The sequence below is a fragment of the Sandarakinorhabdus sp. genome (genome assembly GCF_032115815.1).
In the GTDB taxonomy this organism is placed as follows: domain Bacteria; phylum Pseudomonadota; class Alphaproteobacteria; order Sphingomonadales; family Sphingomonadaceae; genus Sandarakinorhabdus.
In genome coordinates this window covers 13933-36674 of record NZ_JAUMBI010000243.1, presented here as the reverse complement: position 1 = coordinate 36674, position 22742 = coordinate 13933, and the positions used below count along the sequence as shown (strand labels likewise).

The following is a 22742-nucleotide window of genomic DNA, read 5'->3' as shown; positions in this document are numbered from 1 at the left end:
GGAGCATGTAATGCGGCGCACGATGATGATGGCGGCTTTGTTGCTGGGAAGCAGCGCAATGCTGGCGGGCTGCGACGCGCTCAAGCCCAAACAGACCGCCAAGAGTGACGCCTCCGTGAAGGAAGGCGAATTTCCGGAACGGCCGCTGTGGGGCGATACCCATCTGCACACCGCCAATTCGGTTGATGCCTTCGGTTTCGGTGTGCGGCTCGACCCCGAAGATGCGCTGCGCTTTGCCCGCGGCGAGGAAGTGACCGCCACCACCGGCATGAAGGCGAAACTGTCACGTCCGCTCGATTTCCTGGTGGTGACCGATCACGCCGAGGCGCTGGGCGGTACCAAGGCACTTGCCGATTCGCCGCGCCTGTTGATCCGCGATGCCACCATGCGGCGTTGGCACGACATGATGAACGAAGGCCCGGCTGGTTCGCAGCGCGCCATGGCCGAAATATTGGATGCGCGCGGCCGCAATGCGGTGCCCGAAGCCATGCTCAACGCCGATGGCGCCGCAAAACGCACAAAAGAAGTGTGGAACGCCAATGTGGATGCCGTCGAGCGCTACAACGAGCCCGGCAAGTTCACCGCCTTCCACGGCTTTGAATATACGTTGATGCAGGGTGGCAACAATCTGCACCGCAACATCATCTTCCGCGACGGCGAGGACAGGGTGCGCACGGTGGTGCCGATCGATCCCACCTACAAGGCGACGCCAGACGAAATCTGGAACTACATGGACGCCTATGAGAAATCGACCGGCGGCCGCGTGCTGGCCATCCCGCACAATTCGAACCTCTCCAACGGCTTGATGTTCGAACTCACCCAGCCCGGCGGCGGCCCGATGACCGCGGACTATGCCCGGCGCCGCGCCCGGCTGGAGCCGGTGGTGGAGATCACCCAGATCAAGGGCGACAGCGAAGCCCACCCCTTCCTGTCGCCCAACGATGAATTTTCCGGTTATGGCGTCGCCGGGTGGGAGTTGAACAATCTCCTCTCCAACCAGCCCAAGGTGCCGGCGATGTATGCCGGCGAATATGTGCGCGAAGCACTGAAGCGCGGCCTGGCCCTGCAAGCGCAGACGGGCGTGAACCCCTACAAGTTCGGCCTGATCGGTTCGACCGACAGCCACACTGCGCTGGCCACCGCCGATGAAGACCAGTTCTTCGGCAAGCACAGCGGCACCGAACCAAGCGCGGCCCGGGCCATGGCGCCGCAGAATCTGGGCACCCGCAAGGGCCGTTTCGGCTGGCATTATCTGGCCAGTGGCTATGCCGCCGTGTGGGCAAAGGCGAATACCCGCGCTGCCATCTTCGATGCGATGACCCGGCGCGAAGTTTATGCCAGCACCGGCCCGCGCATGACGGTGCGGGTGTTCGGCGGCTGGGATTTCACCCCCGATGATCTGAAGGGCGATTGGGTGCGCGCCGGCTACGCGCGGGGTGTGCCCATGGGGGGAGAGTTGAAGCCGGGCAAAGGCGCGCCACGCTTGGTGATTTCGGCCCTGAAGGACCCGGAAGGAGCCAATCTGGATCGCGTGCAGGTGGTGAAGGGCTGGATCGACAGCCAGGGCAAGACCCACGAACAGCTGTTCGATGTGGCGTGGAGCGGTGATCGCAAGCCGGTTGGCGGCAAGCTGCCGGCGGTGGGTGATACGGTCGATGTCGCCACCGCCACCTACAAGAACAGCATCGGGGCGGCGTCGCTCACGACAGTCTGGACCGATCCGGCGTTCGATCCCAAGGTGAGCAGCTTCTATTATCTGCGCGTGCTGGAAATCCCCACGCCCAGCTGGCCGGCCTATGATGCGGTCAAATACAAGCTGAAACTGCCGCCGGAAGTGCGGGTGAAATCGCAGGAACGCGCCTACACGTCGCCGATCTGGTACACGCCCAGTCAGAATTCGGGCAAGAACTGAGGAACCGGCATGACGGCTTGGCAAGCCCGCGCGGCGGCGTTGCTGCGCGAGCCTCTGGTGCATTTTCTGGTGGCGGGCGCCGTGCTGTTTGTCGCGATGGCGGGGCGCGCGCCCGATGTGGGCGAACGGCGCATCGTGGTGGATGAACCGGTGGTGGCTGCCCTCGTCAACCACCATGTCCGCGCCTTTCGCCGGCCGCCCACCGCGCCGGAACTGGACGAACTGATCCGCGATCATGTCCGCGGCGAAGTCTATTACCGCGAGGCATTGCGGCTGGGCATCGATGCCGACGACGAGGTGGTGAAGAAGCGGCTGCGCAACAAGATGCTGGCGATCGCCGGCGCCGACGCCGAAGCCGCGCGGCCCAGCGATGCCGAACTGCAGGCGCTGCTCGACAAGGACCCGGCCCGCTATGCCGCTTCGCCGCGCTACAGCCTTGAGCACATCTATCTGGGCGACGACACGCCTACCGTGCGGGCAGCCGCGACCGCCGGCCTGCAAGGGCTGAGGCCCGGCGCACGGCCCGTTATCGCGGCGGCAGCGCTGCCGCTGGCCGCCCGGTTCGACAAGGCCAGCCAGACCGATCTGGCCGCTGGGCTGGGCGATGAGTTCGCCGCTGCGCTGGCCGCCCTGCCCCTCGGCACATGGAGTGGCCCGGTCGTCTCCGGCTTTGGCCTGCATCTGGTGCGGATCGAACAGCGCCTGCCCGCACCGCCGCCGCGCCTCGCAGATGTGCGCCAGCGGCTGGAAAATGACTGGCGCAGCACAGCCGTGCGCAAGGCGCAGGACGCGCATCTGCAGGCGCTGCTCGACGGCTATGACGTGACGATCAAGCGGCCCACAGAACCGGCATCATGATCGCTCTCCTGCGCCTGTTGCTGCTGATGCTGCTGGCCGTTCCGGCGCACGCCGACGAACTGCGCCCCGGCTATCTGGAACTGACCCAACAGAACGAGCAGCAGTGGAAGATCATCTGGAAAGCCCCCGTGCTGGGCGGGCTGGCGACCAGCGCCGCGCCGCTGCTGCCGCCCTTCTGCCGGGTGACGATGGACCGGCCCAACCTGTCAGTCGGCGCGCTGGTGGCGGCCGGACGCGCGACGTGCAGCAAGCCCCTCGACGGCGCGACTGTCGGCCTATCCGGGCTGGAGCCCGGCGCCACCGACACGCTGCTGCGCATCGCGCCGCTGGGCCGGCCCGTGCAGACGGCGCGGCTGCTGCCCGGCCAGGACACCACCATCGTTGCCGCCGTGCCTGATGGCTGGCAGGTGGCGCGCACCTATTTCGGGATTGGCGTCGAACATATCATCGGCGGGTTCGATCACCTGCTGTTCGTCGTCGCGCTGGTGCTGCTGCTGCAGCGCGGTTGGCCGGTGGTGGCCGCGGCCACGGCTTTCACCATCGCCCATTCGCTCACGCTGGCCGGCACGACGCTCGGCCTGTTCGGCCTGCCACAGGCACCGGTGGTAGCGGTGATTGCGCTCTCCATCATCTTCCTCGCCGTGGAGGTCGTGAAGGCGCAGCCGGGAAGCCCCAAGCAGGCTCTGCGCCTGTCGGAACGCCTGCCCTGGCTGGTCGCCTTCCTGTTCGGCCTGCTGCACGGCTTCGGCTTTGCCGGCGCCCTGCGCGAGATCGGCCTGCCCGAAAGCGATGTGCCGGTGGCGCTGCTGACCTTCAACCTGGGCGTGGAAGCCGGCCAGATGCTGATCATCGCAGCCGTGCTGGCGGCCCTGGCGCTGCTGCGTCGCCTCGCCCCTGCCGCCCAACGCACGGCCCTGATCGCCAGCGCCTACACCATCGGCAGCATCGCCAGCTTCTGGTTCATCGAACGGCTCTGGGCCTGAGCGTCAGGCGATGCGGCCGGGCTGGCAGCGCCGCCGGACGTTACCGCGCTCAGTCTGGATGATGCGCGCCTCGCCGGCTGGCAGGCGCCCTTGCAGGAATGGCTGGCCAAGGCCGGCACCGCCGCCGTGCTGGTGCGCCCCGATCGCCACGTATTCGGCGCGGGCGCGGCGGCCGATCTGCTGACGGCCTGGCAGCGTGCCGTCAGCCCGGCACCAGCGCCCTGATAACAAGGTAGATCAGCGACGGGCCCAGCAGGCAGCCCAACCCGGTGTAGAAGGTGGAGGTCATCGCGCCATAGGGCACCAGCTTGGGATCAGTCGCCGCCAACCCGCCGGTCACCCCGCTGGTGGTGCCCATCAGCCCGCCATAGACCATCGCGCTGGCCGGGTTGTCGAGCCCGATGCGCCGCGCCACCAGCGGCGTCGCCACCATCACCAGCACCGCCTTCACCAGCCCGGCCGCAATGCTGAGCGAGATGATCCGCGACGACACGCCCAGCGACGCGCCCGTCACCGGCCCGACGATATAGGTGGCCGCGCCGGCGCCGATGGTGGTGATCTCCGCCGGATCGGTAATGCCGAAGCCCACGGCGACCCCGGCCCCCACGGCAAACGAAAGCACAACGCCGATGGGCACGGACAGCGCCCCCACCAGGCCGGCTTTGCGCAGATCAGCGATCCGCACGCCGAACGCTGTGGAAACGATGGCGAAATCACGAAACATGTTGCCGCCCAGCACGCCGATCCCGGCCAGCAGCGGATAATCCGCCACGCCGTTCTTGCCGCCGGTATCGGCCCCCGCCCAGAAGGCCAGCAGCAACCCCAGTGCAATGGCGATGGCCGAACCGTGCACCTTGCCGCGCGCGACGTGGCGGGACAGGAAATAGGCCACCACCATGATGACCCCAACGAAGACGAACGCCACCAGCAGGCCGTTGTCGCCGGCAAATTTGACCAGCCGCTCGCTCACGGCCGCTGCGCCCAGCGGCTGAGCACCGGCACCAGCGCGAACGCCGCAACCGCCGCCAGCACGCCCGCCACCGCCGCCATCACCCCACCCGACACCGCGGCAAACACATTCTGCCTGGCGGCCATGGCAACGATGATCGGGATATACATCAGGCTCCAATACTGGATGCCGCTACCCGCCGGAGTTTCCGGCCCCAGCCGCCGCCCCGGCAGGTTGGTGAGCGCAATCAGCAGCAGCATGGCGACACCCACGCCGCCAACATTGGCCTCCAGGCCCAACGCTGCGCCCAGCAGATCACCGGCAAACAGCCCGGCCAGCGTGCAGGCGGCCAGCAGGGCCACACCCAAGATCGGCATATCGTCTCCCTTCAGGCCAGCGCCGGTGGCAGCCGGTCGATCACGGGCTTTGCCGCCTGTTCATAGGCATGGGCGAGTTTCAGGCAGGCCAGTTCGGCACCGCGCCGGCCGATGATCTGAATACCCGCCGGCAGACCGCTGGCCGAGAAGCCCGCCGGAGCCGCCAGTGCCGGCAGCCCGGTCATCGTCACCAGAAAGGTGCCGAGCATCCATTCATGATAGGTGCGCATGGTCTTGCCGGCCACTTCGGTCGGCCACAATTGCCCCACCGGGAAGGGCAACAGCTGCACTGCCGGCGCCACCAGAAAGTCATGACGTTCGAACAATTTGTCCACCGCCCGCGTCCATGCGCTGCGCACCGCCGACGCGCCCAGCACCTGGGCACCGGTGATGGTGCGGCTGTTGGCGATCTCCCAATGGGCCTGCGGGCCGATCAGGTCGCGTGTCGCCGGATCATCGGCCAGGCGTTGCAGGCCGGTGCCCGACATCCAGCTGCGTAACAGCTGCAACGCCTGCCACACCGGCTCGATCTCGAAATCCACCTGCGCGGGCTCGACCGTGCATCCCATGGCGCGAAACGCCGGCAGCGCCCCCTCGCAAATCTTCAGCACCGCCGGATCGTGCGGCACGCGCCCGCCCCAATTGCCCAGCCAGCCGATGCGCACGCCCTTGTGATCGGCATCCAGCGGCCCGGCAAAGGCGCGGGCATCGACATCGATCGATTGCAGCGACCCAGGATGCTTGCCGGCCATCACCGACAGCACCAGGCCCAGATCGGCCGCATGCCGCGCCATCGGGCCGGACACGCCCATGCGGCCAATCCATTGGTCATTGCCTTCGGGCGGGATGACGCCGGTCCCGGTGCGAAAGCCGAAGACATTGTTCCACGCCGCCGGGTTGCGCAACGACCCGCCGAAATCCGAACCATCGGCCAGGGGCAGCATGCGCAGCGCAAGGCCCACGGCCGCGCCGCCGCTGCTGCCGCCAGCCGACCGGCTGGTATCGAAACTGTTGCGCGTGGGGCCAAAAACCCGGTTGATGGTGTGCGAACCCAGGCCAAACTCCGGCGCATTGGTCTTGCCGATGAAGAGGGCACCGGCGGCGCGCAGCCGCTGCACCATGATGCCTTCGCTGGAGGGAATCCTGTCCTTGTTGACCAGCGATCCGTTGGTTGTCCTGATTCCGATCACGTCGGCCAGGTCCTTCACCGCCCACGGCAGCCCGAACAACGGCCCCGGCGTTTCACCTGCTGCCAGCCGCGCATCCATTGCGCGGGCCTGCGCCAGCAGCCGATCGCCATCCTGCAGCGCCACAATGGCGGTATGGGCCGGGTTGTGGGCGGCGATCTGTGCCAGCACCGCGCGCATCACCTCCACACAGCTTGCCTTGCGCGCCGCGATCAGGGCGGCGATGCGGCGGCCGGGCAGTGCCAGCAGCGGATCAACAGGTGCTGCGGCCAATGCCGGCGCCGCCGCCAGCGCGCCGGCCCCCACCATGAACGCCCGCCGCGTCGCCAATGCCTGCCCCATCACCTGCCCCCGCACATTTTCGTAGAGGTGTGTTGGCCAGACGCGCGCCCGTCAATGGCAATTCGGTCAAGTTGGGCACACTGGTCGGGCCAGCTCAGCGGCGGCGCGGCTTCAGGATATCCTTGGAGGCCCGACCGGGAATCGAACCCGGGTGCACGGATTTGCAGTCCGTTACGTCACCACTCCGCCATCGGGCCTCGCAAGTGGAGCGCTGCCCTAGCAAGGCAGGGGCGTGGGGGCAATGGCCTATGTTGCGGAAGTCGGTTTGCGCGACACGGCAACCAGATCCGGCGATTCGGCCATTGCGCGACACGCCGCCGCAGGGCAAAAGCCGTGGCCATGATGACGACCGCTTCCGCCACACAGCGCCAGACCATGGTGGATTCCCAACTGAAGACGGTTGGAGTCACCAATGCAGGCGTGCTGGCAGCCTTTGCCGAAATCCCGCGCGAAGCCTTTCTGCCGCCGGCCCTGGCGGCACTGGCCCAGGCCGATGCCGCCCATGAAGTGGCGCCCGGCCGCTACCTGCTGGCGCCGCTGGCGTTGGCGCTGCTGTTGCAGCACACCGCGGTGCAGCCAGGCGAACGCGTTCTCGTGATCGGCAGCGCGTCGGGCTATTCGGCAGCCGTGCTGGCCCATCTGGGCGCCAGGGTGACCGCTCTGGAAAGCGATGCGGCACTGATCGCCATGGCCGAAGCCGCCGGCGTTGCCAGCGTGTCCGGTCCACTGGTCGAAGGCTGGCCGGCCGCTGCCCCCTATGATCTGATCCTGTTCGAAGGTGCCATCGCCGCCGTGCCGCCGGCCATTGCCGCGCAACTGGCTCCCGGCGGCCGCATCGCCGCCGTGCTGCGCCAGTCCGGCGTTGGCCGCGGCTATGCCGGGCCACTCACGGTCCCAAGCTCTGGCGATGCCCGCCCGGCTGGCCTGCCGTTCATCGAAATGGCGGCCCCCGATCTGCCCGGCTTCGCCCAGCCGCGCGAATTCGCCTTTTGACCCACGTTTTTCTCGTTCTGCCCGCACGGCGGGAGTGGCGCTTTTCTTCACGATGTCGTAACTGTTTGGCATGAGCGAGCCGCCGCCAGCCCTTGATGTCATTCTTGCCTCCATCCGTGCCCGGGTGATGGAACCCGGCAATGATGACTATGAAGATGCGCCGCCGCCCGCGCCCGCCCTGGCACCGGCACCGGCCCCGGTTTCGCTGGCCAATGTGACCCTGCCGGCCAGCAGCACCGGCATGACGCTGGACGAGCTGATGCGATCGATGCTGGCGCCGCAGATCAAGGCCTGGCTGGATGCCAACATGCCGGAAATCGTCGAGAAAATGGCGCGCGACGAGATCAAGCGGCTGACCGGCAAGCTCTAGGGCTTTCCCCGTTGCCGGCCAGCGGCTATGCGCCGTGGCATGATCGACAAGATTTTCGACCCCGCCGGTTTTGAACAGACCATTTACGCCCGGTGGGAGCGTGACGGGGCCTTCCGCCCTGCCCGTCCGGACGCGCAGCCCTTCACCATCGTCATCCCGCCGCCGAACGTGACGGGGTCTCTCCACATCGGCCACGCGCTCGATAACACGCTGCAGGATCTGCTGATCCGCTGGCACCGCCTGAACGGCCGCGATGCGCGCTGGGTGGTGGGCACCGATCATGCCGGCATCGCCACGCAGATGGTGGTGGAGCGCCAGTTGGCCGAAGCGCAGCAGCCCGGCCGCACCGCCATGGGCCGCGAGGCGTTCGTCGAAAAAGTCTGGGCCTGGAAGGAAGAAAGCGGCGGCACCATCACCCGCCAGCTGCGCCGCCTCGGTGCGTCGTGCGACTGGTCGAACGAGCGTTTCACCATGGACGACGGCTTCAACAAGGCCGTGCTCAAGGTGTTCGTGGAGCTCTACAACCAGAAATTGCTCTATCGCGACAAGCGGCTGGTGAACTGGGACCCGAAGCTGAAGACCGCGATTTCCGATCTGGAAGTGGAAACCCGCGAAGTCGCCGGCAGGTTCACCCACATCCGTTATCCGCTGGCCGATGGCGCCCGGCTGGCCAGTGGCGCCGATGAGATCGTCGTGGCCACCACCCGGCCCGAAACCATGCTGGGCGATACCGCCGTCGCCGTGGGTGCCGATGATCCGCGCTATGCCTCCGTCATCGGCAAACATGTGCTGCTGCCGATCACCGGTCGCCGCATTCCGATCATCGCCGATGAACATGCCGATCCGGAACTGGGTTCGGGCGCGGTGAAGATCACGCCCGCCCATGATTTCAACGACTGGCAGGTGTATGAACGCAACAAGGCCATCGGCTGGATCAACATCCTCGACGCCGAAGCCCGCATCTGCGCCGCCGATGGTGTGCCCGCCGCGTATGTGGGGCTTGCTCGCGAAGACGCGCGCAAGAAGGTAGTGGCCGATCTGGAAGCGCTCGATCTGATCGAGCGCATCGAGCAGAAGACCATCCAGATGCCCTATGGCGACCGTTCGGGCGTGGTGATCGAGCCGTGGCTGACCGACCAATGGTATGTGAACGCCGCCGAACTCGCCAAAGATGCGCTGGCCGCCGTGCACGATGGCCGCACGCAGTTCGTGCCGAAGAATTGGGAAAAGACCTATTTCAACTGGATGGAAAATATCCAGCCCTGGTGCGTGAGCCGCCAGCTGTGGTGGGGCCACCGCATCCCGGCCTGGTATGCACCCGATGGCCAGGTGTTCGTGGCCGAGACCGAAGCGGAAGCGCAGGCTCAAGCTGGCGACCTGTCACTGACCCGCGACGAGGACGTGCTCGATACCTGGTTCTCCTCCGCGCTGTGGCCGTTCGGCACGCTCGGCTGGCCGGAACAGACGACCGATCTTGCCCGCCACTACCCCGGCGATGTGCTGGTGACGGGTTTCGACATCATCTTCTTCTGGGTGGCCCGCATGATGATGCAGGGCCTGCACTTCATGGACGATGTGCCGTTCCGCACCGTCTATTGCCACGGCCTGGTGCGCGACGCCAAGGGCCAGAAGATGAGCAAATCCAAGGGGAACACCGTCGATCCCCTGCTCCTGATCGACAAATATGGCGCCGACGCGCTGCGCTTCACGCTCACCGCGATGGAAACGCAGGGGCGTGACATCAAGCTCTCCGAAAGCCGCATCGAAGGCTATCGCAACTTCGCCACCAAGCTGTGGAACGCGGCGCGCTTTGCCCAATCCAACGGCATTGGCGGCAGTGCGTCGCCGCTGCCGCCCGCCGCCAGCCAGCCAGTCAACCGCTGGATCATCGGCGAAGTGCGGGCCACGGCGCGCACGCTGGAACAGGCGATCGCCGATTTCCGTTTCGATGCCTATGCCGACGCCATCTACAAATTGGTGTGGAGCCGGTTCTGCGACTGGTATCTGGAACTGATCAAGCCGTTGCTGGCTGAAGGCGCCGATGCGGCCGTGGCCGCCGAAACCCGCACGGTCGCCGGCTGGGCGCTCGACCAGATCCTCGTCATGCTTCACCCGGTGATGCCGTTCCTGACTGAGGAATTGTGGCACCAGCTCAGCGTGCGCGATGACTTGATCCTGGCCCAATGGGTCGCCACCGACTCCATCCCGGAAGACCCCGCCGCCAGTGCGGATATCGATTGGCTGATCGGCCTGATTTCGGAGGTCCGCTCGGCCCGCACAGAAGTGAACGTGCCGCCATCGGCCAAGCTGGCCTATGCCGTTGAAGGTGCATCGCCCGAAACGCTGGCGCGCCTCGCCGCCAACGCCGCCGTGATCGAACGCCTGGCCCGCATCCTGCCCGGCGATGTGGCCGATGGCGGCCGCTTGCAGGTGGTGCATGGCGAAGCGACCATCTTCGTGCCCATCGGTGACGTCGTTGATCTCGCCGCCGAAAAATCCCGGCTCGACAAGGCACTGGCCGCCGCGATCAAGGAGCGCGATGCGCTGGCCGGCCGGCTGGGCAACCCGGGCTTCACCGACAAGGCCAAACCCGAAGCCGTCGAAAAGGCCCGCGAAGACCACGCCGCCCGCAGCGCCGAGGCGGAGCGGTTGCAGGCGGCGCTGTCGCGGTTGGGGTGAGACTTCCCTCTTGGCGGCGGCGTCCAGCCTGTTAGGCTGCGCCACAGACCAAGGGGGAACGCCACATGCTTCACCGCACCATCGCAATCGCACTGTTGCTTGCCACTCCGGCGCTGGCGCAGCCCGCAGCACCACCTGCCGCCAGCGTCGCCGAGAATCCCGACGTGCAGGCGGCGGAGCGCCTGTTCAGCGCCTGGCTGGAAGGCCAGATCGCCTATCGCGGCCTGCCTGGCGTGGCGGTGGGCGTGGTGCAGGATCAGCAATTGGTGTGGTCCAAGGGCTTTGGTTTCGCCGACATCGCCGCCAAGAAACCGATGACGGCGGACACGCGCTTCCGCATCGCGTCCAATTCCAAGATCTTTGCCGCCATCGCCATCCTGCAACTGCGCGAGGTCGGCAAATTGCGGCTGGATGATCCAGTGTCCAAGCATCTGCCCTGGTTCACCATGAAGTCGGCAGGCCCCGACGATGGCCCGATCACCATCGAGCAATTGCTATCCCACTCGTCCGGCCTGCAGCGCGAGGCGGGCGATCACTGGTCCAGCTTCAACTTCCCGAGCGAAGCCGAACTGAAGGCGCTGATGGCCGGGCGCCAGGCCGCCTTCCCGCCGCAGACGCGCTGGAAATATTCCAACCTCGCGTTCGGCATCGCCGGGCTGGTGGTGGAGCAGGTGAGCGGCCAGCGCTGGGCCGATTATGTGAATGCCAATATCCTGAAGCCGCTGGACATGACCGCCAGCAGCATCGACAAACCCGATCCCGGCCTGGCCACGCCTTATGCCGCCCGCACGCCCGAAGGCACCCGCCGCGTGCTGCCGTTCGTTGATGCCAAGGGCATGGCGGCGGCGACGGGCATGACCAGCAACGTGAACGATCTCGCCAAGTTCATCGGCGCCTGGTTCCGCCGCGCGCCCAAGGCTGGCGGCGCCAACGTGCTTTCGGCCGGTTCGTGGCGCGAGGCGCTGCGGGTGCGCAGCGTGGACGAGGATTGGGAATCGGGATCGGGCCTGGGCTTTGATATCGAGCGTTTCAAGGGCAAGACCTATGCCGGCCACGGCGGCGGCTATCCGGGCAACACCACGATGACGATGGCGCAGATCGACGCCAAGGTGGGCGTGATCGTGCTGACCAACACCAATGATTCCAACCCCGGTGATATCGCCAACCAGCTGATGGCCACCGTGGGCGAAGCGGTAGTGAAGGCCGCCAAGGCCAAGGCCACCCCCGCATGGGATCCGGCCTGGGCGCGCTTTGCCGGCCGTTACATCGGCGCCAGCGACAATGTCATGCAGGTCGTGCTGCTCAACCAGCAACTGGCGCTGCTGCCGGTCGCCGGTCGCAATGCCGAAACCCGAACCTTGCTGGAACCCATTGGCAATGGCCGTTTCCGCCTGACCGCGCCCACCGGCGGTGGCCCGGTGGGCGAAACCGTATGGTTCGAGGAAAAGGACGGCAAGGTGACCCGCATGTATACCGGCGACGGCTGGAGCACGCGCATCGAGGGATGGTGAGAAAGGCGACGCTTCGCCCCCTTCCCCCACGCCCGCCATCTGACTAGAAGGCACACGTGCATCGTTACGCAAATCCGACGCGATTCCTGAAGATCGCCCGTGTCGCCACGCCAATCGTGGCGCTGCTTGGCCTGGCGCTGACAGCGGCCGGCTTGTGGATCGGCCTGTTCGCCAGCCCGCCGGACTATCAACAGGGGGAAAGCGTGCGCATCATGTATGTGCATGTGCCGGCGGCGTGGATGGGCGCGGGCGGTTATCTGTCGCTCGCCATTGCCTGCGCCACGGCTTTGATCTGGCGTCACCCGCTGGCCACCATCGCCGCGCGCGCCATCGCGCCGGCGGGTGCTGCCTTCACCGCCATCTGCCTGGCGTCGGGCAGCCTGTGGGGCAAGCCGACCTGGGGCACCTATTGGGTGTGGGATGCGCGGCTGACCTCGATGCTGGTGCTGCTGTTCCTCTATCTCGGCTATCTGGCGCTGTCGGCCAGCGAAGCGGAAAAGGGCGGCGAGACTCGCGCCTCGTCCATTCTGGCGCTGGTTGGCGTGATCAACCTGCCGATCATCAAATATTCGGTGGAATGGTGGAACACGCTGCACCAGGGCAGCAGCATTTCGGTGGTCAACGCGTCGTCCAAGATCGCGCCGGAATTGCTCACCCCGCTGCTGCTCTCTGGCGCAGGCTTCGCCTTCCTGTTTGGCGCCATCGTCTTGATGCGGATGCGCGCCATGCTGGCGCAGCAGCGTGTCGACGCGCGCAGCCGGCGCATGGCGGAGGCCCTTGCCTGATGAACGGCGTCGTCACCCGCCCCGATCTGTGGGCCAATTTCATCTGGCCGGCTTATGCCATCACGCTGGTTGGCCTTGTTGGCCTACTGGCGTGGGCCTACATCTCGATGCGCAGCGCCGAGAAGAAGGCTGATGAGGTGAAACGCAAATGAAGGCAAAGCATCAACGCCTTTGGCTGGTGGTCGGCGCGCTCACCGCGCTGGGCGGGGCGGGCGTGCTGGCGTTTTCGACGCTGGGCGAGAAGGCGACCTATTTCTACGCCCCGTCCGATCTCGCCAAGGGCCCGGCGCCCACCGATGCCATCCGGCTCGGCGGCATGGTCGAAACAGGCTCGATCGTGCGGGACGGCGAAACCATCCGCTTTGTGGTGACCGACATGGCGAAAACCGTGCCCGTCACCTACACAGGCATCCTCCCCGATCTGTTCCGCGAAGGCCAGGGCGTGATCGCGGAAGGCAGGATCGATCCCGCCACCGGCACCTTCACCGCCGAAACCATCCTGGCCAAGCACGACGAGAAATATATGCCGCCCGAAGTGGCCGGCGCCATGAAGAAGACCGGCGCGGTTTCGACCGGCGGCTGATGGCGCGTCCCGTTTCGCCGCTGTGGGGCGGCCTGTTCACCACTGCTGCCCTGTGCGCCTGCGCGCAGCTGTCGCTCGACCTCGGGCCGGTGCCGATCACCCTGCAATCGCTGATCGTCTGCCTGGCGGGTGCCCTGGCGGGCGGCGCGGGCGTGGTTGGCGTGCTGGGCTGGTTGTTGCTCGCCGCGCTGGGCCTCCCCGTGCTGGCGGGCATGAAGGGCGGGCTGCTGGCGATGGGCGGTTTCAGCGCCGGCTTCATCGTGGCGCTGCCGCTGGCGGCGCGGATGGCGATGCGCTGGCAAGCTGGCTGGGCCTGGCGCCAGACGCTGGTGCTGATGCTGGCGTGCCACGCGCTGCTGCTGGCGCTGGGCGGCGCCGTGATCGCCCTGCGCGGCGGCGACGTGACCGCACTGGCCGTGCTGCTGCCGGGCGCAGGGGTGAAGGCGGTGGTGGCAACTTTGGTGTTGGTGATGGTGGGGCGACGGCCTGCCTAATCGTGCTGTGGCACCCGCGTCGTGGCCCACGCCTCGCCCATGTCCTCCAGCACCAGATCGATCACCTCGATCCGCGCGCGGATCGCGATGCCGGCGGCGCAGGTGATCACCAGCCAGTCGCCCTCCTGGGCCAGCGAGAGGATCACGGTTACGGCTTCGGGATCATTCGGCCAGCCGGCGCGCTGCACGGCATCCACCGTCTCCACCCGCAGCGCACAGCGAATGCGCGACGGGGCATCAACCTCGCGGCGGTAGCGGTTGATCAGCAGCGCCAGCCGCCGCGCCTTGCGATCATAGCCGACATCGGCCAGCCGCAGCGTTGCATCCTGCAGCAGCGCCGAGAAGGTTTCGATATCGCCGGGCTCCTGGCCCAGCAGGGCGAGGCGCTCAGCCATCCCCGACGCGCTCGATATCTGCGCCCACGGCCTGGAGCTTCTCTTCCAGCCGCTCATAGCCGCGATCGAGGTGATACACCCGGCTGACCGTGGTTTCGCCTTCCGCCGCCAGCCCGGCCAGCACCAGGCTCATGGAGGCGCGCAGATCGGTGGCCATCACTTCGGCGCCGTGCAATTTTGGCACGCCGCGCACGATGGCGCTGCGGCCGCGCACGGTGATATCCGCCCCCATGCGCGCCAGTTCCGGCACGTGCATGAACCGGTTTTCAAAGATGGTCTCGGTCAGCAGCGACGCGCCGTCGGCTACGGTGAGCATCGCCATGAATTGCGCCTGCATGTCGGTGGCGAAGCCCGGATATGGCGATGTTGAAACATTGATGCCCTTCATCGCGCCGCGGCGGCGCACGATGATGCCATCGGTGGTTTCTTCGGTTTCAACGCCGGCTTCGTGCAGCATGTCCAGCGTCACACCCAGATCCTCGGCCGACGCGCCGACCAGTTCGACCTCGCCGCCGGCAATGGCCGCGGCGCAGGCATAAGAACCGGCCTCGATGCGGTCGGGCATCACGGCATAGGTCGCACCGTGCAATTCCTTCACGCCGGTGATGGTCAGCTTCTCGGTGCCAATGCCCTGGATCTTGGCGCCCATGGCGACCAGGCAGTTGCACAGATCGACAATTTCCGGTTCACGCGCGACATTTTCCAGCACGGAGGTGCCCTTGCACAGCACGGCAGTCATCACGGCATTTTCGGTGGCGCCCACAGAAACGATGGGGAACACGTAACGCCCACCGGGCAGCCCGCCCATGGGGGCCGTCGCCTTCACATAACCCGAAGCCAGTTCGATATTGGCGCCCAGATGTTCCAGCGCCTTCAGGTGGAGATCGATCGGGCGGTTGCCGATGGCGCAGCCGCCGGGCAGCGAAACCGTGGCTTCGCCAGCACGCGCCAGCAGCGGGCCAAGGACGAGGATGGAGGCGCGCATCTTGCGCACGATGTCGTAGGGGGCGAGCGTGGAGGTGATGCGGTTGGCGCGCACCGTCATCACGCGGCCGAATTCATCGGGGCTGGTGCCTTCGATGGTGGTCGACAGGCCGTGATTGTTGAGCAGGTGCCCGAACGTATCGATATCGGCGAGCCGCGGCAGGTTCCTGAGCGTCAACGGCTCATCAGTGAGCAGCGCGCACGGCATGAGCGTGAGCGCGGCGTTCTTGGCGCCGGAAATCTGGATGCGGCCCTTGAGGCGGCGGCCCCCGCGGATGACGATCTTGTCCATGTCGCGAGTTTAGCGCGGTTGCGCGGGTTGCGCCACTGGCCGGCGCAGCGAAAACGTATAGACCGCCAGACCTGCCCAGATGCAGCAGAACGCCGCCAGCCGCGCCGGATCCAATACTTCGCCGAACAGCAGCACCGCTTCGATCAGCACCATGGTGGGCGCCACATATTGCATCAGCCCAAGGGTTGAGAGCGGCAACCGCCGCGCCGCGAAGCCGAACAGCAGCAGCGGCACCGCCGTGGCGAGGCCGCCCAGCGCCAGGGTCATAGTGGTGGCCGGCGGCCAGCCAGCAAAGCCTTGCGGCGTTTGGGCCACCCACAGCGCCGCCATCGGGGCCAACAGCAGCGTTTCAACAAACAGGCCGGTCGCCGTATCCACCGCCGCCTGCTTGCGGATCAGGCCATAGACGCCGAACGACAAGGCCAGCGCGAGGGAAACCAGCGGCAGCGACCCACGCTCGATGGTGAGCACCGCCACGCCCAGTGCGGCCAACCCGACCGAAACCCACTGCAGCCGCCCCAATCGTTCACCCAGCAACACCACGCCAAACAGCACCGAAACCAGCGGGTTGATGAAATAGCCCAGCGACGTATCGATGGCGTGGCCGGCCAGGATCGCCCAGGTGTAGACGCCCCAATTGATGGTGATGCACACCGCCGATGCCAGCAGCATCAACAGCAAACGCGGCTGGCGCAGGGCTGCGCGCACCCGTTCCCAGCCCTTCAGGCCGGAGATCAGCAGCACCACCACCAGCACGGTCCACAAGATGCGGTGCGCCAGCACATCGGCCGCCGGCACGCCCTGCAGCAGGCGCAGGTAGAAAGGCAGCACACCCCAGATCAGATAGGCGCCCATGCCGGCGAAAAAGCCAAGGCGGGCTTCGGATGCAGAGGTTGCGTTCACGGGGCGGCGTTAGCCGGCATTGGCTGTGCGCGCCACCCCCCGACGGCGTTACAACTTCGGCAACGTGACTCCGCGTTGGCCCATATATTTGCCGGCGCGGTCGGCATAGCTGACCTCGCAGGGCTCGTTGCCCTTCAGGAACAGGAACTGGCAGGCGCCTTCGTTGGCATAGATGCGGGCTGGCAGCGGCGTGGTGTTGGAGAATTCCAGCGTGACATGGCCTTCCCAACCCGGTTCCAGCGGGGTGACGTTCACGATGATGCCGCAGCGGGCATAGGTGCTCTTGCCCAGGCAGATCACCAGCACGTCGCGCGGAATGCGGAAATATTCGACCGTGCGGGCCAGGGCGAAGCTGTTGGGCGGGATCACGCACACATCCGTCTTGCGATCGACGAAGCTGTTGGGATTGAAATTCTTGGGGTCCACCACCGCGCTGTCGACATTGGTGAAGATCTTGAACTCGTCGGCCACGCGCGCGTCATAGCCATAGCTCGACAGGCCATAACTAATGCAGCCGCCGCGCGTCTGCCGCTCCACGAACGGTTCGATCATGCCCTCGTTCAGGGCGGTTTCGCGAATCCAGCGGTCGGACAAAACGGACATCAGTGGCCTTTGATGTGGAGGACGCAGATCAGGGTGAACAGGCGGCGCGCCGTGTCGAAATCGACAATGGCGCGGGTTTCCAGCCGGTCCTTCAGCAGTTCGGCGGCATCGTTGTGGATGCCGCGCCGCGCCATGTCGATGGTTTCGATCTGGCCCGGGCTGGCCTGGCGGATGGCCTGGTAATAGCTGTCGCAGATGGCGAAATATTCGCGGATGGTGCGCCGGAACGGGCTCAGCGCGACCTGAAACGCATCGATCTGGATGTCGTCGCCATTGCTCACCGTCACGTCGAGCCGGCCATCCTCCACGCCGAGCAGCAACTTGTACGGCCCGTGATGGCCGGCGTCCGCCGCAGCGATGGGCTTGAATTCATTGCCTTCCAGCAGATCGAAGATGGCGACGCGGCGCTCCTGCTCGATATCGGCGTTGCGCCACAGGATGGTGCGTTCATCCAGCTTGATGTCGATCAGGCGGTAATCCGGCGTGGTCATTTGCTCACTGCCAAACTACCCTTGGGCTCAAAGCTGTTCACCAGTTTTGCGAGGCCATCGCGCACCGGCTGCAGCACATCATCCTGGGTCTTGCCCAGCCGCACCACGACGATACGCTTCGATGGCACCACGATCACATATTGGCCCAAGTGCCCGATCGCGGCAAAGGCATCGGGCGGTCCGGCGCGCCAGAACAGCGCTTCATCCTTGCCATTGGCCGGCTTGCGGTTCAGCCAGAATTGCCCGCCATAACCGGGATTGGTGGGCGATGGCGTCGTCACGAAGCGCACCCAATCCGGCCGCACCACCTGCACGCCGGCGACCACGCCGCCATCCAGATAAAGCTGCCCGAACGCCGCCCAATCGCGCGCGGTGGCAAAGCACAGCGAGCCGCCATAAAGATTGCCTTGCGGATCAAACTCGCACAGCAGGCTGGCCATGCCCGCCGGCCCGGCCAGCCGATCGTTGATGAAGGCGCGCACCTTGCGCTTGCGTTCGGCCGGCGTCGCGCCCGGCGCCACCACATCGGAAACGATTCGCGCCAAAATGTGCGTGGTCAGCGTGTTGTATTCAAAGCGGGTGCCGGGCGGGACTTCCAATGGCTCGGCGACGGCGGCCTTGGCGATATCGGCCGAGGTATCGGCGAACAGCGCGCGATTGGTGTCGGCCCGCTCCGGCGCCGGTCCGGCTTCGATATGCTTCACGCCCGACGCCATGTGGAGCAGTTGGCGCAGCGTGATCTTCGCCCGCGCATCGTTCCGCCATTCCGGCACCGGCGCGGGCGTATCCAGCTCCAGCTTGCCATCGGCGACCAGGAAGCCGATCAGCGTGGACGTGATGGGTTTCGCCATCGACCAGCTGATCAGCCGCGTGCCGGGGCCATAGCCGGGGGCATAACGTTCATAGATCGGCTTGCCATCTTTCAGCACGATCACCGCCCGCGTTTCCTTCAGCGCCGGATCGGTGAACAGGGCATCGGCGGCAGGCAGGGCCGAGGCCGGCACAGTGGCCGGAATCGCCACTGGCGAGCGCTCGGGCTGCGCCAGGGCGCCCCCTGCGGTCAGCAACAGGCTTGCGGCTGCCGCGATGTTTCTCCACCTTGTCATGAATTTCACGCTAAAGGCCCTGCCCCCATGCTGGCAAGTGACACATCACCCCCTGCTGCCCCGCCGCGCCGCCGCTGGCTGATCTGGGTGCCGCTGTTGCTGCTCTGCCTGGCGGCGGGCGGCTGGCTCGGCCTGCGCTATTCCACCACCGGCCGGCAGGCGGCGCTGGCCACCGGCTATATCGCCCAGGTCACCTGCAGCTGCCGCTTCGTCAGCGGGCGGGACATGGCGAGCTGCGACACCGATCGCGAACCGGGCACAGAAGTGGTGCAGGTGGAAGAAGACAGCGCCAACCGCACGATCACGGCGAAAGTGCCGCTGCTCTCCAAACGCATCTCGCGTTTCGATCCGGAATATGGCTGCACGCTGGACGCGCCTTAAAGCCACCCCCGCCAGCGGAAGATCGCATAAGGCAGCACGGCGGCGGCCAGCATGATGCCCAGCGCCATCGGGTAACCAAGCTGCCAGCCCAGTTCCGGCATATGCTGGAAATTCATGCCATAAACGCCGGCCACCAACGTGGGCGGCAGAAACACGATGCTGGCCACCGAGAAGATCTTCTGCGCCGCCGTCTGCTCAATGGAGATCAGGCCCAGCGTCGCATCCAGCAGGAAGGTGAGATTGCTGCCGATGAAACTGGCCTGATCCGCCAGGCTGGCCAGATCGCGCACCTGCGTCTTGATCTGGGCCGAAAGGCCGGCATCCTTGGGCGCTGCAAACTGCAGGAACGACAGTGCCCGGGTGAGCGAGACCACCGATTCGCGCGCCTTGCTCAGCCCATCCTGCGCCGCGCCCAGCCGGGTCAGCAACGCCTGCAAAGCGAGATTTGACCGGCGCTGCAACTGGCGGCCATGGGCCCCAGCTTCCGCGCGGCGGAAGGCGGCGCGGCTGATCTGGTCCACCTCGCGGCCAACATGTTCAAGCCCATCGGCCAGCCGATCGACGATGGCATCGATCAGCCCCATCAATGCCATCGGCGCATTGCCGCACTGGCCCGGCGCGCGTTCCAGTTGCGCGACAAAGCGATCAAAACTGCGAATCTCGGCATAGCGCACCGTCACCAGGTGGCGCGCGCCCAGCACGAAACTCACCGGCACGGTTTCCGGCGTTTCGGTGATCAGCCCGGTGGCCAGCGTCGCGGTCATCACGATGGCGCCGTTATCGACATACAGCCGGCTTGATGTCTCGATCTCCGCCATCTCGTCGGCCGTCGGCACGCCAAAGCCCAGCGCGGTCTCGACCTGCGACTCCTCCTCCGGCGTGGGGTTGCACAGGTCGATCCACACCGCATCATCCGGCAGGGCATCACCCGTGCCGATCAGTTGGTGGCCCGTGGCAGAGAAGATCCTCAGCATCGCGGCCACCATGGCGCAACATCATTCACTTTGCACCCCCACCTGCGGCGCCTGCAACCAATTGGACTTTGGCTGCGAACAGGCCATTAACAGCCATGGCCACCGCCGCCCCCTCACCAGCTCCACCGCGCCGCGTGCTGCGCCACCACTGGCTGGTGCGCCTCACCCACTGGCTGAACGCGATTGCCATCATCGTGCTGCTGATGACCGGGCTGAACATCTTCGGCGCCCACCCGCGGCTTTATTGGGGCGATGCCGGATCGGTGGACCAACGCGAGCGACTGTGGCTGGAAACCGGTGCTTCGCCGCCGTGGCGCAGCCCCACCGGCTGGATCGAGATTGCCGGCACGCGCCTTGATACCACCGGCTTCATCGGCGTGTCGCAATCACCCAAAGGCACGATCAGCTTCGTCGCCTTCCCGCACTGGGCCACACTGCCATCTGGCCGCGATCTCGCCACCGCCCGCACGTGGCACTTCTTCTTCGCCTGGGTCATCATCCTCAACGGCCTGGCCTGGTTGCTTCATGGCCTCGTCTCCGGCCGGCTGTGGCGCGAGATATTGCCCAAGCGCCGCCACCTCACCCGCGCCCATCTGTGGCATGACATCGTGGAACATGTGAAACTGAACTTCCCCAAGGGCGAAGCCGCGCTGTCCTACGCAGTGCTGCAACGCTTCGCCTATGCCGGCGTTACCCTCATCCTCATCCCCACCGTCATCCTCACCGGCCTCGCCATGTCGCCGGGGATGGACGCAAGCTGGCCCTGGCTCGATCAGTTGTGGGGCGGCCGCCAATCAGCGCGCTCGGTGCATTTTCTCGCCATGGCGGGCATCGCCGGCTTCCTCGTCCTCCACCTCGTGCTCGTCGTCCTCTCCGGCCCGTTTCGCCAGATCGGCGCGATGATCACCGGGCGCATGACCATCGGAGGGGGCAAATGATCCTGCACCGCCGCCACCTCCTCACCGCCGTCCCCGCCGGGCTGCTGCTCACCGGCTGCGACGCGCTCACCCGCAATTCCACCGCCAAGGCCGTGATCGGCGCCGGCGAACAGGCCACCTATCGCTGGCAACGCCTGGTTGGCCGCGATGGCCTGGCCCGCGAATTCACCGCGTCTGACATTTCGCCCACCTTCAAGGTCAACGGCACCCACGAACCCACCAACCCCGAATGGCAGCGCCTCTCTGCCGGCGGCTTCACCGATTGGCGCCTGAAGGTGACTGGCCTGGTGCAGCGCGAACTCTCCCTCACCCTCCCCCAGTTGCGCGCCCTCCCGCAACGCACCCAGATCACCCGCCACGATTGCGTGGAAGGCTGGAGCGCCATCGGCCAATGGACCGGGCCGCAACTCGCCCACCTCCTGAAAGCCGCCGGCCTGCGCGACGGCGCGCGTTACATCGTCTTCCTGTGCGCCGATGATTATGGCGGCGAAGCCTCCAAAGGCGGCCTGCAATCCGCCAGCCGCTATTACGAAAGCGTGGACCTCGTCGACGCCTTCCACCCCCAGACCATCCTCGCCCACAGCCTCAACAACCAGCCCCTCAGCACCGGCAACGGCGCGCCCGTCCGCCTGCGCGTCGAACGCCAGCTCGGCTACAAGCAGGCCAAATATCTGATGCAGATCGTCGTCGCCGACAGCCTGGCGCCGTTTGGCGGCGGCAAGGGCGGCTATTGGCCCGACCGTGGGTACGAGTGGTACGCGGGGACGTGAGGATTTAGAGGAAAATGGGCCTCCGGCGGGCAGGGTCGCAGACCCTGCACCCGTTTGTTTTCGGGGGGCGCTTGGTGGCGGATTTGGGGTGGCTAGCGGTCGTCCCACTGAACCGCACGCATGAGTTCCCTGACGGTGCTGTCCCCTGTCCATAGTGCAGCGGCCCAACCACACTCTCTCGCCGCCTCAACGTTGTCGATCTTGTCGTCGATGAAGAAGATGGCTGCGGGTGGGATCTGCACAGCGGCTTCAACCGCACGGTAGAAGGCATGATCGGGCTTGGAATAGCCTAGGGAGGCAGCATAATGCATGCCATCGAAGCTATCTTTCAGCGCCAGACGATCCCAAAGATATGCGGCACGCTCATGCTCCTGGACTGTCGCCAGATGGAGCTCGAAGCCTGCCTTTCGCAAGAGCTGAAGTTCCGCGAGTAAGCATTCGTCGATGTGCGCGTCGTTTTTGAACCAATATTCAATGAGGGCTGCCGGAGAGACCGAGGGTGCAAATTCGGCGAGAGCGAGTGCCAAGCGATCTCGAAGAGCAGCGCGTCCGTGCACGACATCAGCCCAATGGCGACGGAAAAATCCGTCTTGCAGTGAGGCAAGCGGGATGCCGAGGTCGTTCTCGAGATTGGCAGACCAGCCACCTGCATCCGGGTGCGTGACGAGCACGCCGTCCACATCAACCATGATCGCCTTGCGTCTCATTCCTCCACCCTTTCGCTTTCCTCGGAAGGCCCGCGAGTCCGCTAATGGCTCGATAACGCTCGCCTGTCATTTGTCATGCTGGCGAAGGCCAGCATCCATGGTGGGGCTGGGACCAATGACGGCCACGCGTGCGCCCACAAGGCGGTGGATGCTGGCCTTCGCCAGCATGACGGCG

Annotated in this window: 26 protein-coding genes and 1 tRNA gene; 15 read left to right on the top strand and 12 right to left on the bottom strand. The window is 66.1% G+C overall.

Annotated features, from left to right (window positions below; translation table 11 throughout):
* Positions 1-10: 10 nt before the first annotated feature.
* The 4 genes from RT662_RS13950 to RT662_RS13935 all read left to right on the top strand — a co-directional run bounded on the left by RT662_RS13950 (position 11) and on the right by RT662_RS13935 (position 3978).
* Positions 11-1912, top strand: coding sequence for a DUF3604 domain-containing protein (locus RT662_RS13950; RefSeq protein WP_313671299.1), 1902 nt, complete (start codon positions 11-13; stop codon positions 1910-1912).
* A gap of 9 nt (positions 1913-1921) precedes the next feature.
* Positions 1922-2770, top strand: coding sequence for a peptidylprolyl isomerase (locus RT662_RS13945; protein WP_313671297.1), 849 nt, complete (start codon positions 1922-1924; stop codon positions 2768-2770).
* A complete protein-coding gene (locus tag RT662_RS13940) occupies positions 2767-3753 on the top strand; it encodes a HupE/UreJ family protein (protein WP_313671296.1) in 987 nt (328 codons plus the stop codon). The genes RT662_RS13945 and RT662_RS13940 overlap by 4 nt, the downstream gene beginning before the upstream one ends.
* 90 nt (positions 3754-3843) lie before the next feature.
* A complete protein-coding gene (locus RT662_RS13935) occupies positions 3844-3978 on the top strand; it encodes a hypothetical protein (protein ID WP_313671295.1) in 135 nt (44 codons plus the stop codon).
* Here the strand turns inward: RT662_RS13935 and madM are convergent.
* The 4 genes from madM to RT662_RS13915 form a co-directional block, all read right to left on the bottom strand.
* On the bottom strand, positions 3956-4723 hold the full coding sequence (gene madM, locus RT662_RS13930) for a malonate transporter subunit MadM (protein ID WP_313671294.1): 768 nt from the start codon (positions 4721-4723) through the stop codon (positions 3956-3958). The genes RT662_RS13935 and madM overlap by 23 nt on opposite strands.
* A complete protein-coding gene (gene madL, locus RT662_RS13925) occupies positions 4720-5079 on the bottom strand; it encodes a malonate transporter subunit MadL (protein WP_313671293.1) in 360 nt (119 codons plus the stop codon). The genes madM and madL overlap by 4 nt, the downstream gene beginning before the upstream one ends.
* A gap of 11 nt (positions 5080-5090) precedes the next feature.
* Positions 5091-6608, bottom strand: coding sequence for an amidase (locus RT662_RS13920; RefSeq protein WP_313671292.1), 1518 nt, complete (start codon positions 6606-6608; stop codon positions 5091-5093).
* 123 nt (positions 6609-6731) lie between these two features.
* Positions 6732-6805 (bottom strand) — tRNA-Cys (locus RT662_RS13915).
* A gap of 142 nt (positions 6806-6947) precedes the next feature.
* Here RT662_RS13915 and RT662_RS13910 point away from each other — a divergent pair.
* From RT662_RS13910 to RT662_RS13875, 8 genes are all read left to right on the top strand, one after another.
* A complete protein-coding gene (locus RT662_RS13910; protein WP_313671291.1) occupies positions 6948-7601 on the top strand; it encodes a protein-L-isoaspartate O-methyltransferase in 654 nt (217 codons plus the stop codon).
* A 70-nt stretch (positions 7602-7671) separates the two neighbouring features.
* Positions 7672-7971 (top strand): DUF2497 domain-containing protein, encoded by a 300-nt coding sequence (locus RT662_RS13905; RefSeq protein ID WP_313671290.1) that lies wholly within the window; start codon positions 7672-7674, stop codon positions 7969-7971.
* 39 nt (positions 7972-8010) lie between these two features.
* A complete protein-coding gene (locus RT662_RS13900; RefSeq protein WP_313671289.1) occupies positions 8011-10650 on the top strand; it encodes a valine--tRNA ligase in 2640 nt (879 codons plus the stop codon).
* A 65-nt stretch (positions 10651-10715) separates the two neighbouring features.
* Positions 10716-12161, top strand: coding sequence for a serine hydrolase domain-containing protein (locus RT662_RS13895; protein WP_313671288.1), 1446 nt, complete (start codon positions 10716-10718; stop codon positions 12159-12161).
* Between the two features lie 56 nt (positions 12162-12217).
* Positions 12218-12946, top strand: coding sequence for a heme ABC transporter permease (locus tag RT662_RS13890; RefSeq protein ID WP_313671287.1), 729 nt, complete (start codon positions 12218-12220; stop codon positions 12944-12946).
* On the top strand, positions 12946-13098 hold the full coding sequence (ccmD, locus tag RT662_RS13885; RefSeq protein ID WP_313671286.1) for a heme exporter protein CcmD: 153 nt from the start codon (positions 12946-12948) through the stop codon (positions 13096-13098). The genes RT662_RS13890 and ccmD overlap by 1 nt, the downstream gene beginning before the upstream one ends.
* A complete protein-coding gene (ccmE, locus tag RT662_RS13880; RefSeq protein ID WP_313671285.1) occupies positions 13095-13529 on the top strand; it encodes a cytochrome c maturation protein CcmE in 435 nt (144 codons plus the stop codon). Before ccmD ends, ccmE begins: the two co-directional genes overlap by 4 nt.
* The gene (locus tag RT662_RS13875) at positions 13529-14023 is read left to right on the top strand and encodes a biotin transporter BioY (RefSeq protein WP_313671284.1); all 495 of its coding nucleotides are present in this window, start codon (positions 13529-13531) and stop codon (positions 14021-14023) included. Before ccmE ends, RT662_RS13875 begins: the two co-directional genes overlap by 1 nt.
* Here the strand turns inward: RT662_RS13875 and RT662_RS13870 are convergent.
* From RT662_RS13870 to RT662_RS13845, 6 genes are read right to left on the bottom strand one after another with little or no spacing between them, the layout of a single operon-like run.
* Positions 14020-14418, bottom strand: coding sequence for a DUF2948 family protein (locus tag RT662_RS13870; RefSeq protein ID WP_313671283.1), 399 nt, complete (start codon positions 14416-14418; stop codon positions 14020-14022). The two genes, RT662_RS13875 and RT662_RS13870, sit on opposite strands and share 4 nt — an antisense overlap.
* The gene (murA, locus tag RT662_RS13865; protein WP_313671282.1) at positions 14411-15694 is read right to left on the bottom strand and encodes a UDP-N-acetylglucosamine 1-carboxyvinyltransferase; all 1284 of its coding nucleotides are present in this window, start codon (positions 15692-15694) and stop codon (positions 14411-14413) included. The genes RT662_RS13870 and murA overlap by 8 nt, the downstream gene beginning before the upstream one ends.
* A 9-nt stretch (positions 15695-15703) precedes the next feature.
* Positions 15704-16597 (bottom strand): EamA family transporter RarD, encoded by an 894-nt coding sequence (gene rarD, locus RT662_RS13860; protein ID WP_313671281.1) that lies wholly within the window; start codon positions 16595-16597, stop codon positions 15704-15706.
* 48 nt (positions 16598-16645) lie between these two features.
* On the bottom strand, positions 16646-17200 hold the full coding sequence (dcd, locus tag RT662_RS13855; RefSeq protein WP_022679986.1) for a dCTP deaminase: 555 nt from the start codon (positions 17198-17200) through the stop codon (positions 16646-16648).
* Entirely contained in the window at positions 17200-17691 is a 492-nt protein-coding gene (locus RT662_RS13850) for a UPF0262 family protein (RefSeq protein ID WP_313671280.1), read from the bottom strand. Before RT662_RS13850 ends, dcd begins: the two co-directional genes overlap by 1 nt.
* Entirely contained in the window at positions 17688-18797 is a 1110-nt protein-coding gene (locus tag RT662_RS13845) for a serine hydrolase (RefSeq protein WP_313671279.1), read from the bottom strand. Before RT662_RS13845 ends, RT662_RS13850 begins: the two co-directional genes overlap by 4 nt.
* 27 nt (positions 18798-18824) lie before the next feature.
* Between RT662_RS13845 and RT662_RS13840 the strand changes: the two genes are divergently transcribed.
* On the top strand, positions 18825-19178 hold the full coding sequence (locus RT662_RS13840; protein WP_313671278.1) for a hypothetical protein: 354 nt from the start codon (positions 18825-18827) through the stop codon (positions 19176-19178).
* Here the strand turns inward: RT662_RS13840 and RT662_RS13835 are convergent.
* Positions 19175-20152, bottom strand: coding sequence for a magnesium transporter CorA family protein (locus RT662_RS13835; RefSeq protein WP_313671277.1), 978 nt, complete (start codon positions 20150-20152; stop codon positions 19175-19177). The genes RT662_RS13840 and RT662_RS13835 overlap by 4 nt on opposite strands.
* 95 nt (positions 20153-20247) lie before the next feature.
* Here RT662_RS13835 and RT662_RS13830 point away from each other — a divergent pair, with 95 nt between their 5' ends.
* Together RT662_RS13830 and RT662_RS13825 are read left to right on the top strand one after the other, a co-directional pair.
* Positions 20248-21090 carry a cytochrome b/b6 domain-containing protein gene (locus RT662_RS13830; RefSeq protein ID WP_313671276.1) on the top strand — a complete coding sequence of 281 codons (843 nt, stop codon included), beginning with the start codon at positions 20248-20250 and terminating at the stop codon, positions 21088-21090.
* A complete protein-coding gene (locus RT662_RS13825; protein ID WP_313671275.1) occupies positions 21087-21860 on the top strand; it encodes a molybdopterin-dependent oxidoreductase in 774 nt (257 codons plus the stop codon). Before RT662_RS13830 ends, RT662_RS13825 begins: the two co-directional genes overlap by 4 nt.
* A 92-nt stretch (positions 21861-21952) precedes the next feature.
* On the opposite strand, the gene RT662_RS13820 is transcribed toward RT662_RS13825, so the two are convergent.
* On the bottom strand, positions 21953-22567 hold the full coding sequence (locus tag RT662_RS13820; protein ID WP_313671274.1) for an HAD-IA family hydrolase: 615 nt from the start codon (positions 22565-22567) through the stop codon (positions 21953-21955).
* Between the last annotated feature and the right edge of the window lie 175 nt (positions 22568-22742).

Coding starts and splice junctions, on each gene's coding strand:
- RT662_RS13950 (WP_313671299.1), top strand. CDS start 11: ATGCGGCGCACGATGATGATGGCGGCTTTGTTGCTGGGAAGCAGCGCA.
- RT662_RS13945 (WP_313671297.1), top strand. CDS start 1,922: ATGACGGCTTGGCAAGCCCGCGCGGCGGCGTTGCTGCGCGAGCCTCTG.
- RT662_RS13940 (WP_313671296.1), top strand. CDS start 2,767: ATGATCGCTCTCCTGCGCCTGTTGCTGCTGATGCTGCTGGCCGTTCCG.
- madL (WP_313671293.1), bottom strand. CDS start 5,079: ATGCCGATCTTGGGTGTGGCCCTGCTGGCCGCCTGCACGCTGGCCGGG.
- RT662_RS13920 (WP_313671292.1), bottom strand. CDS start 6,608: ATGGGGCAGGCATTGGCGACGCGGCGGGCGTTCATGGTGGGGGCCGGC.
- RT662_RS13910 (WP_313671291.1), top strand. CDS start 6,948: ATGATGACGACCGCTTCCGCCACACAGCGCCAGACCATGGTGGATTCC.
- RT662_RS13905 (WP_313671290.1), top strand. CDS start 7,672: ATGAGCGAGCCGCCGCCAGCCCTTGATGTCATTCTTGCCTCCATCCGT.
- RT662_RS13900 (WP_313671289.1), top strand. CDS start 8,011: ATGATCGACAAGATTTTCGACCCCGCCGGTTTTGAACAGACCATTTAC.
- RT662_RS13895 (WP_313671288.1), top strand. CDS start 10,716: ATGCTTCACCGCACCATCGCAATCGCACTGTTGCTTGCCACTCCGGCG.
- ccmD (WP_313671286.1), top strand. CDS start 12,946: ATGAACGGCGTCGTCACCCGCCCCGATCTGTGGGCCAATTTCATCTGG.
- ccmE (WP_313671285.1), top strand. CDS start 13,095: ATGAAGGCAAAGCATCAACGCCTTTGGCTGGTGGTCGGCGCGCTCACC.
- RT662_RS13875 (WP_313671284.1), top strand. CDS start 13,529: ATGGCGCGTCCCGTTTCGCCGCTGTGGGGCGGCCTGTTCACCACTGCT.
- RT662_RS13870 (WP_313671283.1), bottom strand. CDS start 14,418: ATGGCTGAGCGCCTCGCCCTGCTGGGCCAGGAGCCCGGCGATATCGAA.
- murA (WP_313671282.1), bottom strand. CDS start 15,694: ATGGACAAGATCGTCATCCGCGGGGGCCGCCGCCTCAAGGGCCGCATC.
- dcd (WP_022679986.1), bottom strand. CDS start 17,200: ATGTCCGTTTTGTCCGACCGCTGGATTCGCGAAACCGCCCTGAACGAG.
- RT662_RS13850 (WP_313671280.1), bottom strand. CDS start 17,691: ATGACCACGCCGGATTACCGCCTGATCGACATCAAGCTGGATGAACGC.
- RT662_RS13845 (WP_313671279.1), bottom strand. CDS start 18,797: ATGACAAGGTGGAGAAACATCGCGGCAGCCGCAAGCCTGTTGCTGACC.
- RT662_RS13840 (WP_313671278.1), top strand. CDS start 18,825: ATGCTGGCAAGTGACACATCACCCCCTGCTGCCCCGCCGCGCCGCCGC.
- RT662_RS13835 (WP_313671277.1), bottom strand. CDS start 20,152: ATGCTGAGGATCTTCTCTGCCACGGGCCACCAACTGATCGGCACGGGT.
- RT662_RS13830 (WP_313671276.1), top strand. CDS start 20,248: ATGGCCACCGCCGCCCCCTCACCAGCTCCACCGCGCCGCGTGCTGCGC.
- RT662_RS13825 (WP_313671275.1), top strand. CDS start 21,087: ATGATCCTGCACCGCCGCCACCTCCTCACCGCCGTCCCCGCCGGGCTG.
- RT662_RS13820 (WP_313671274.1), bottom strand. CDS start 22,567: ATGAGACGCAAGGCGATCATGGTTGATGTGGACGGCGTGCTCGTCACG.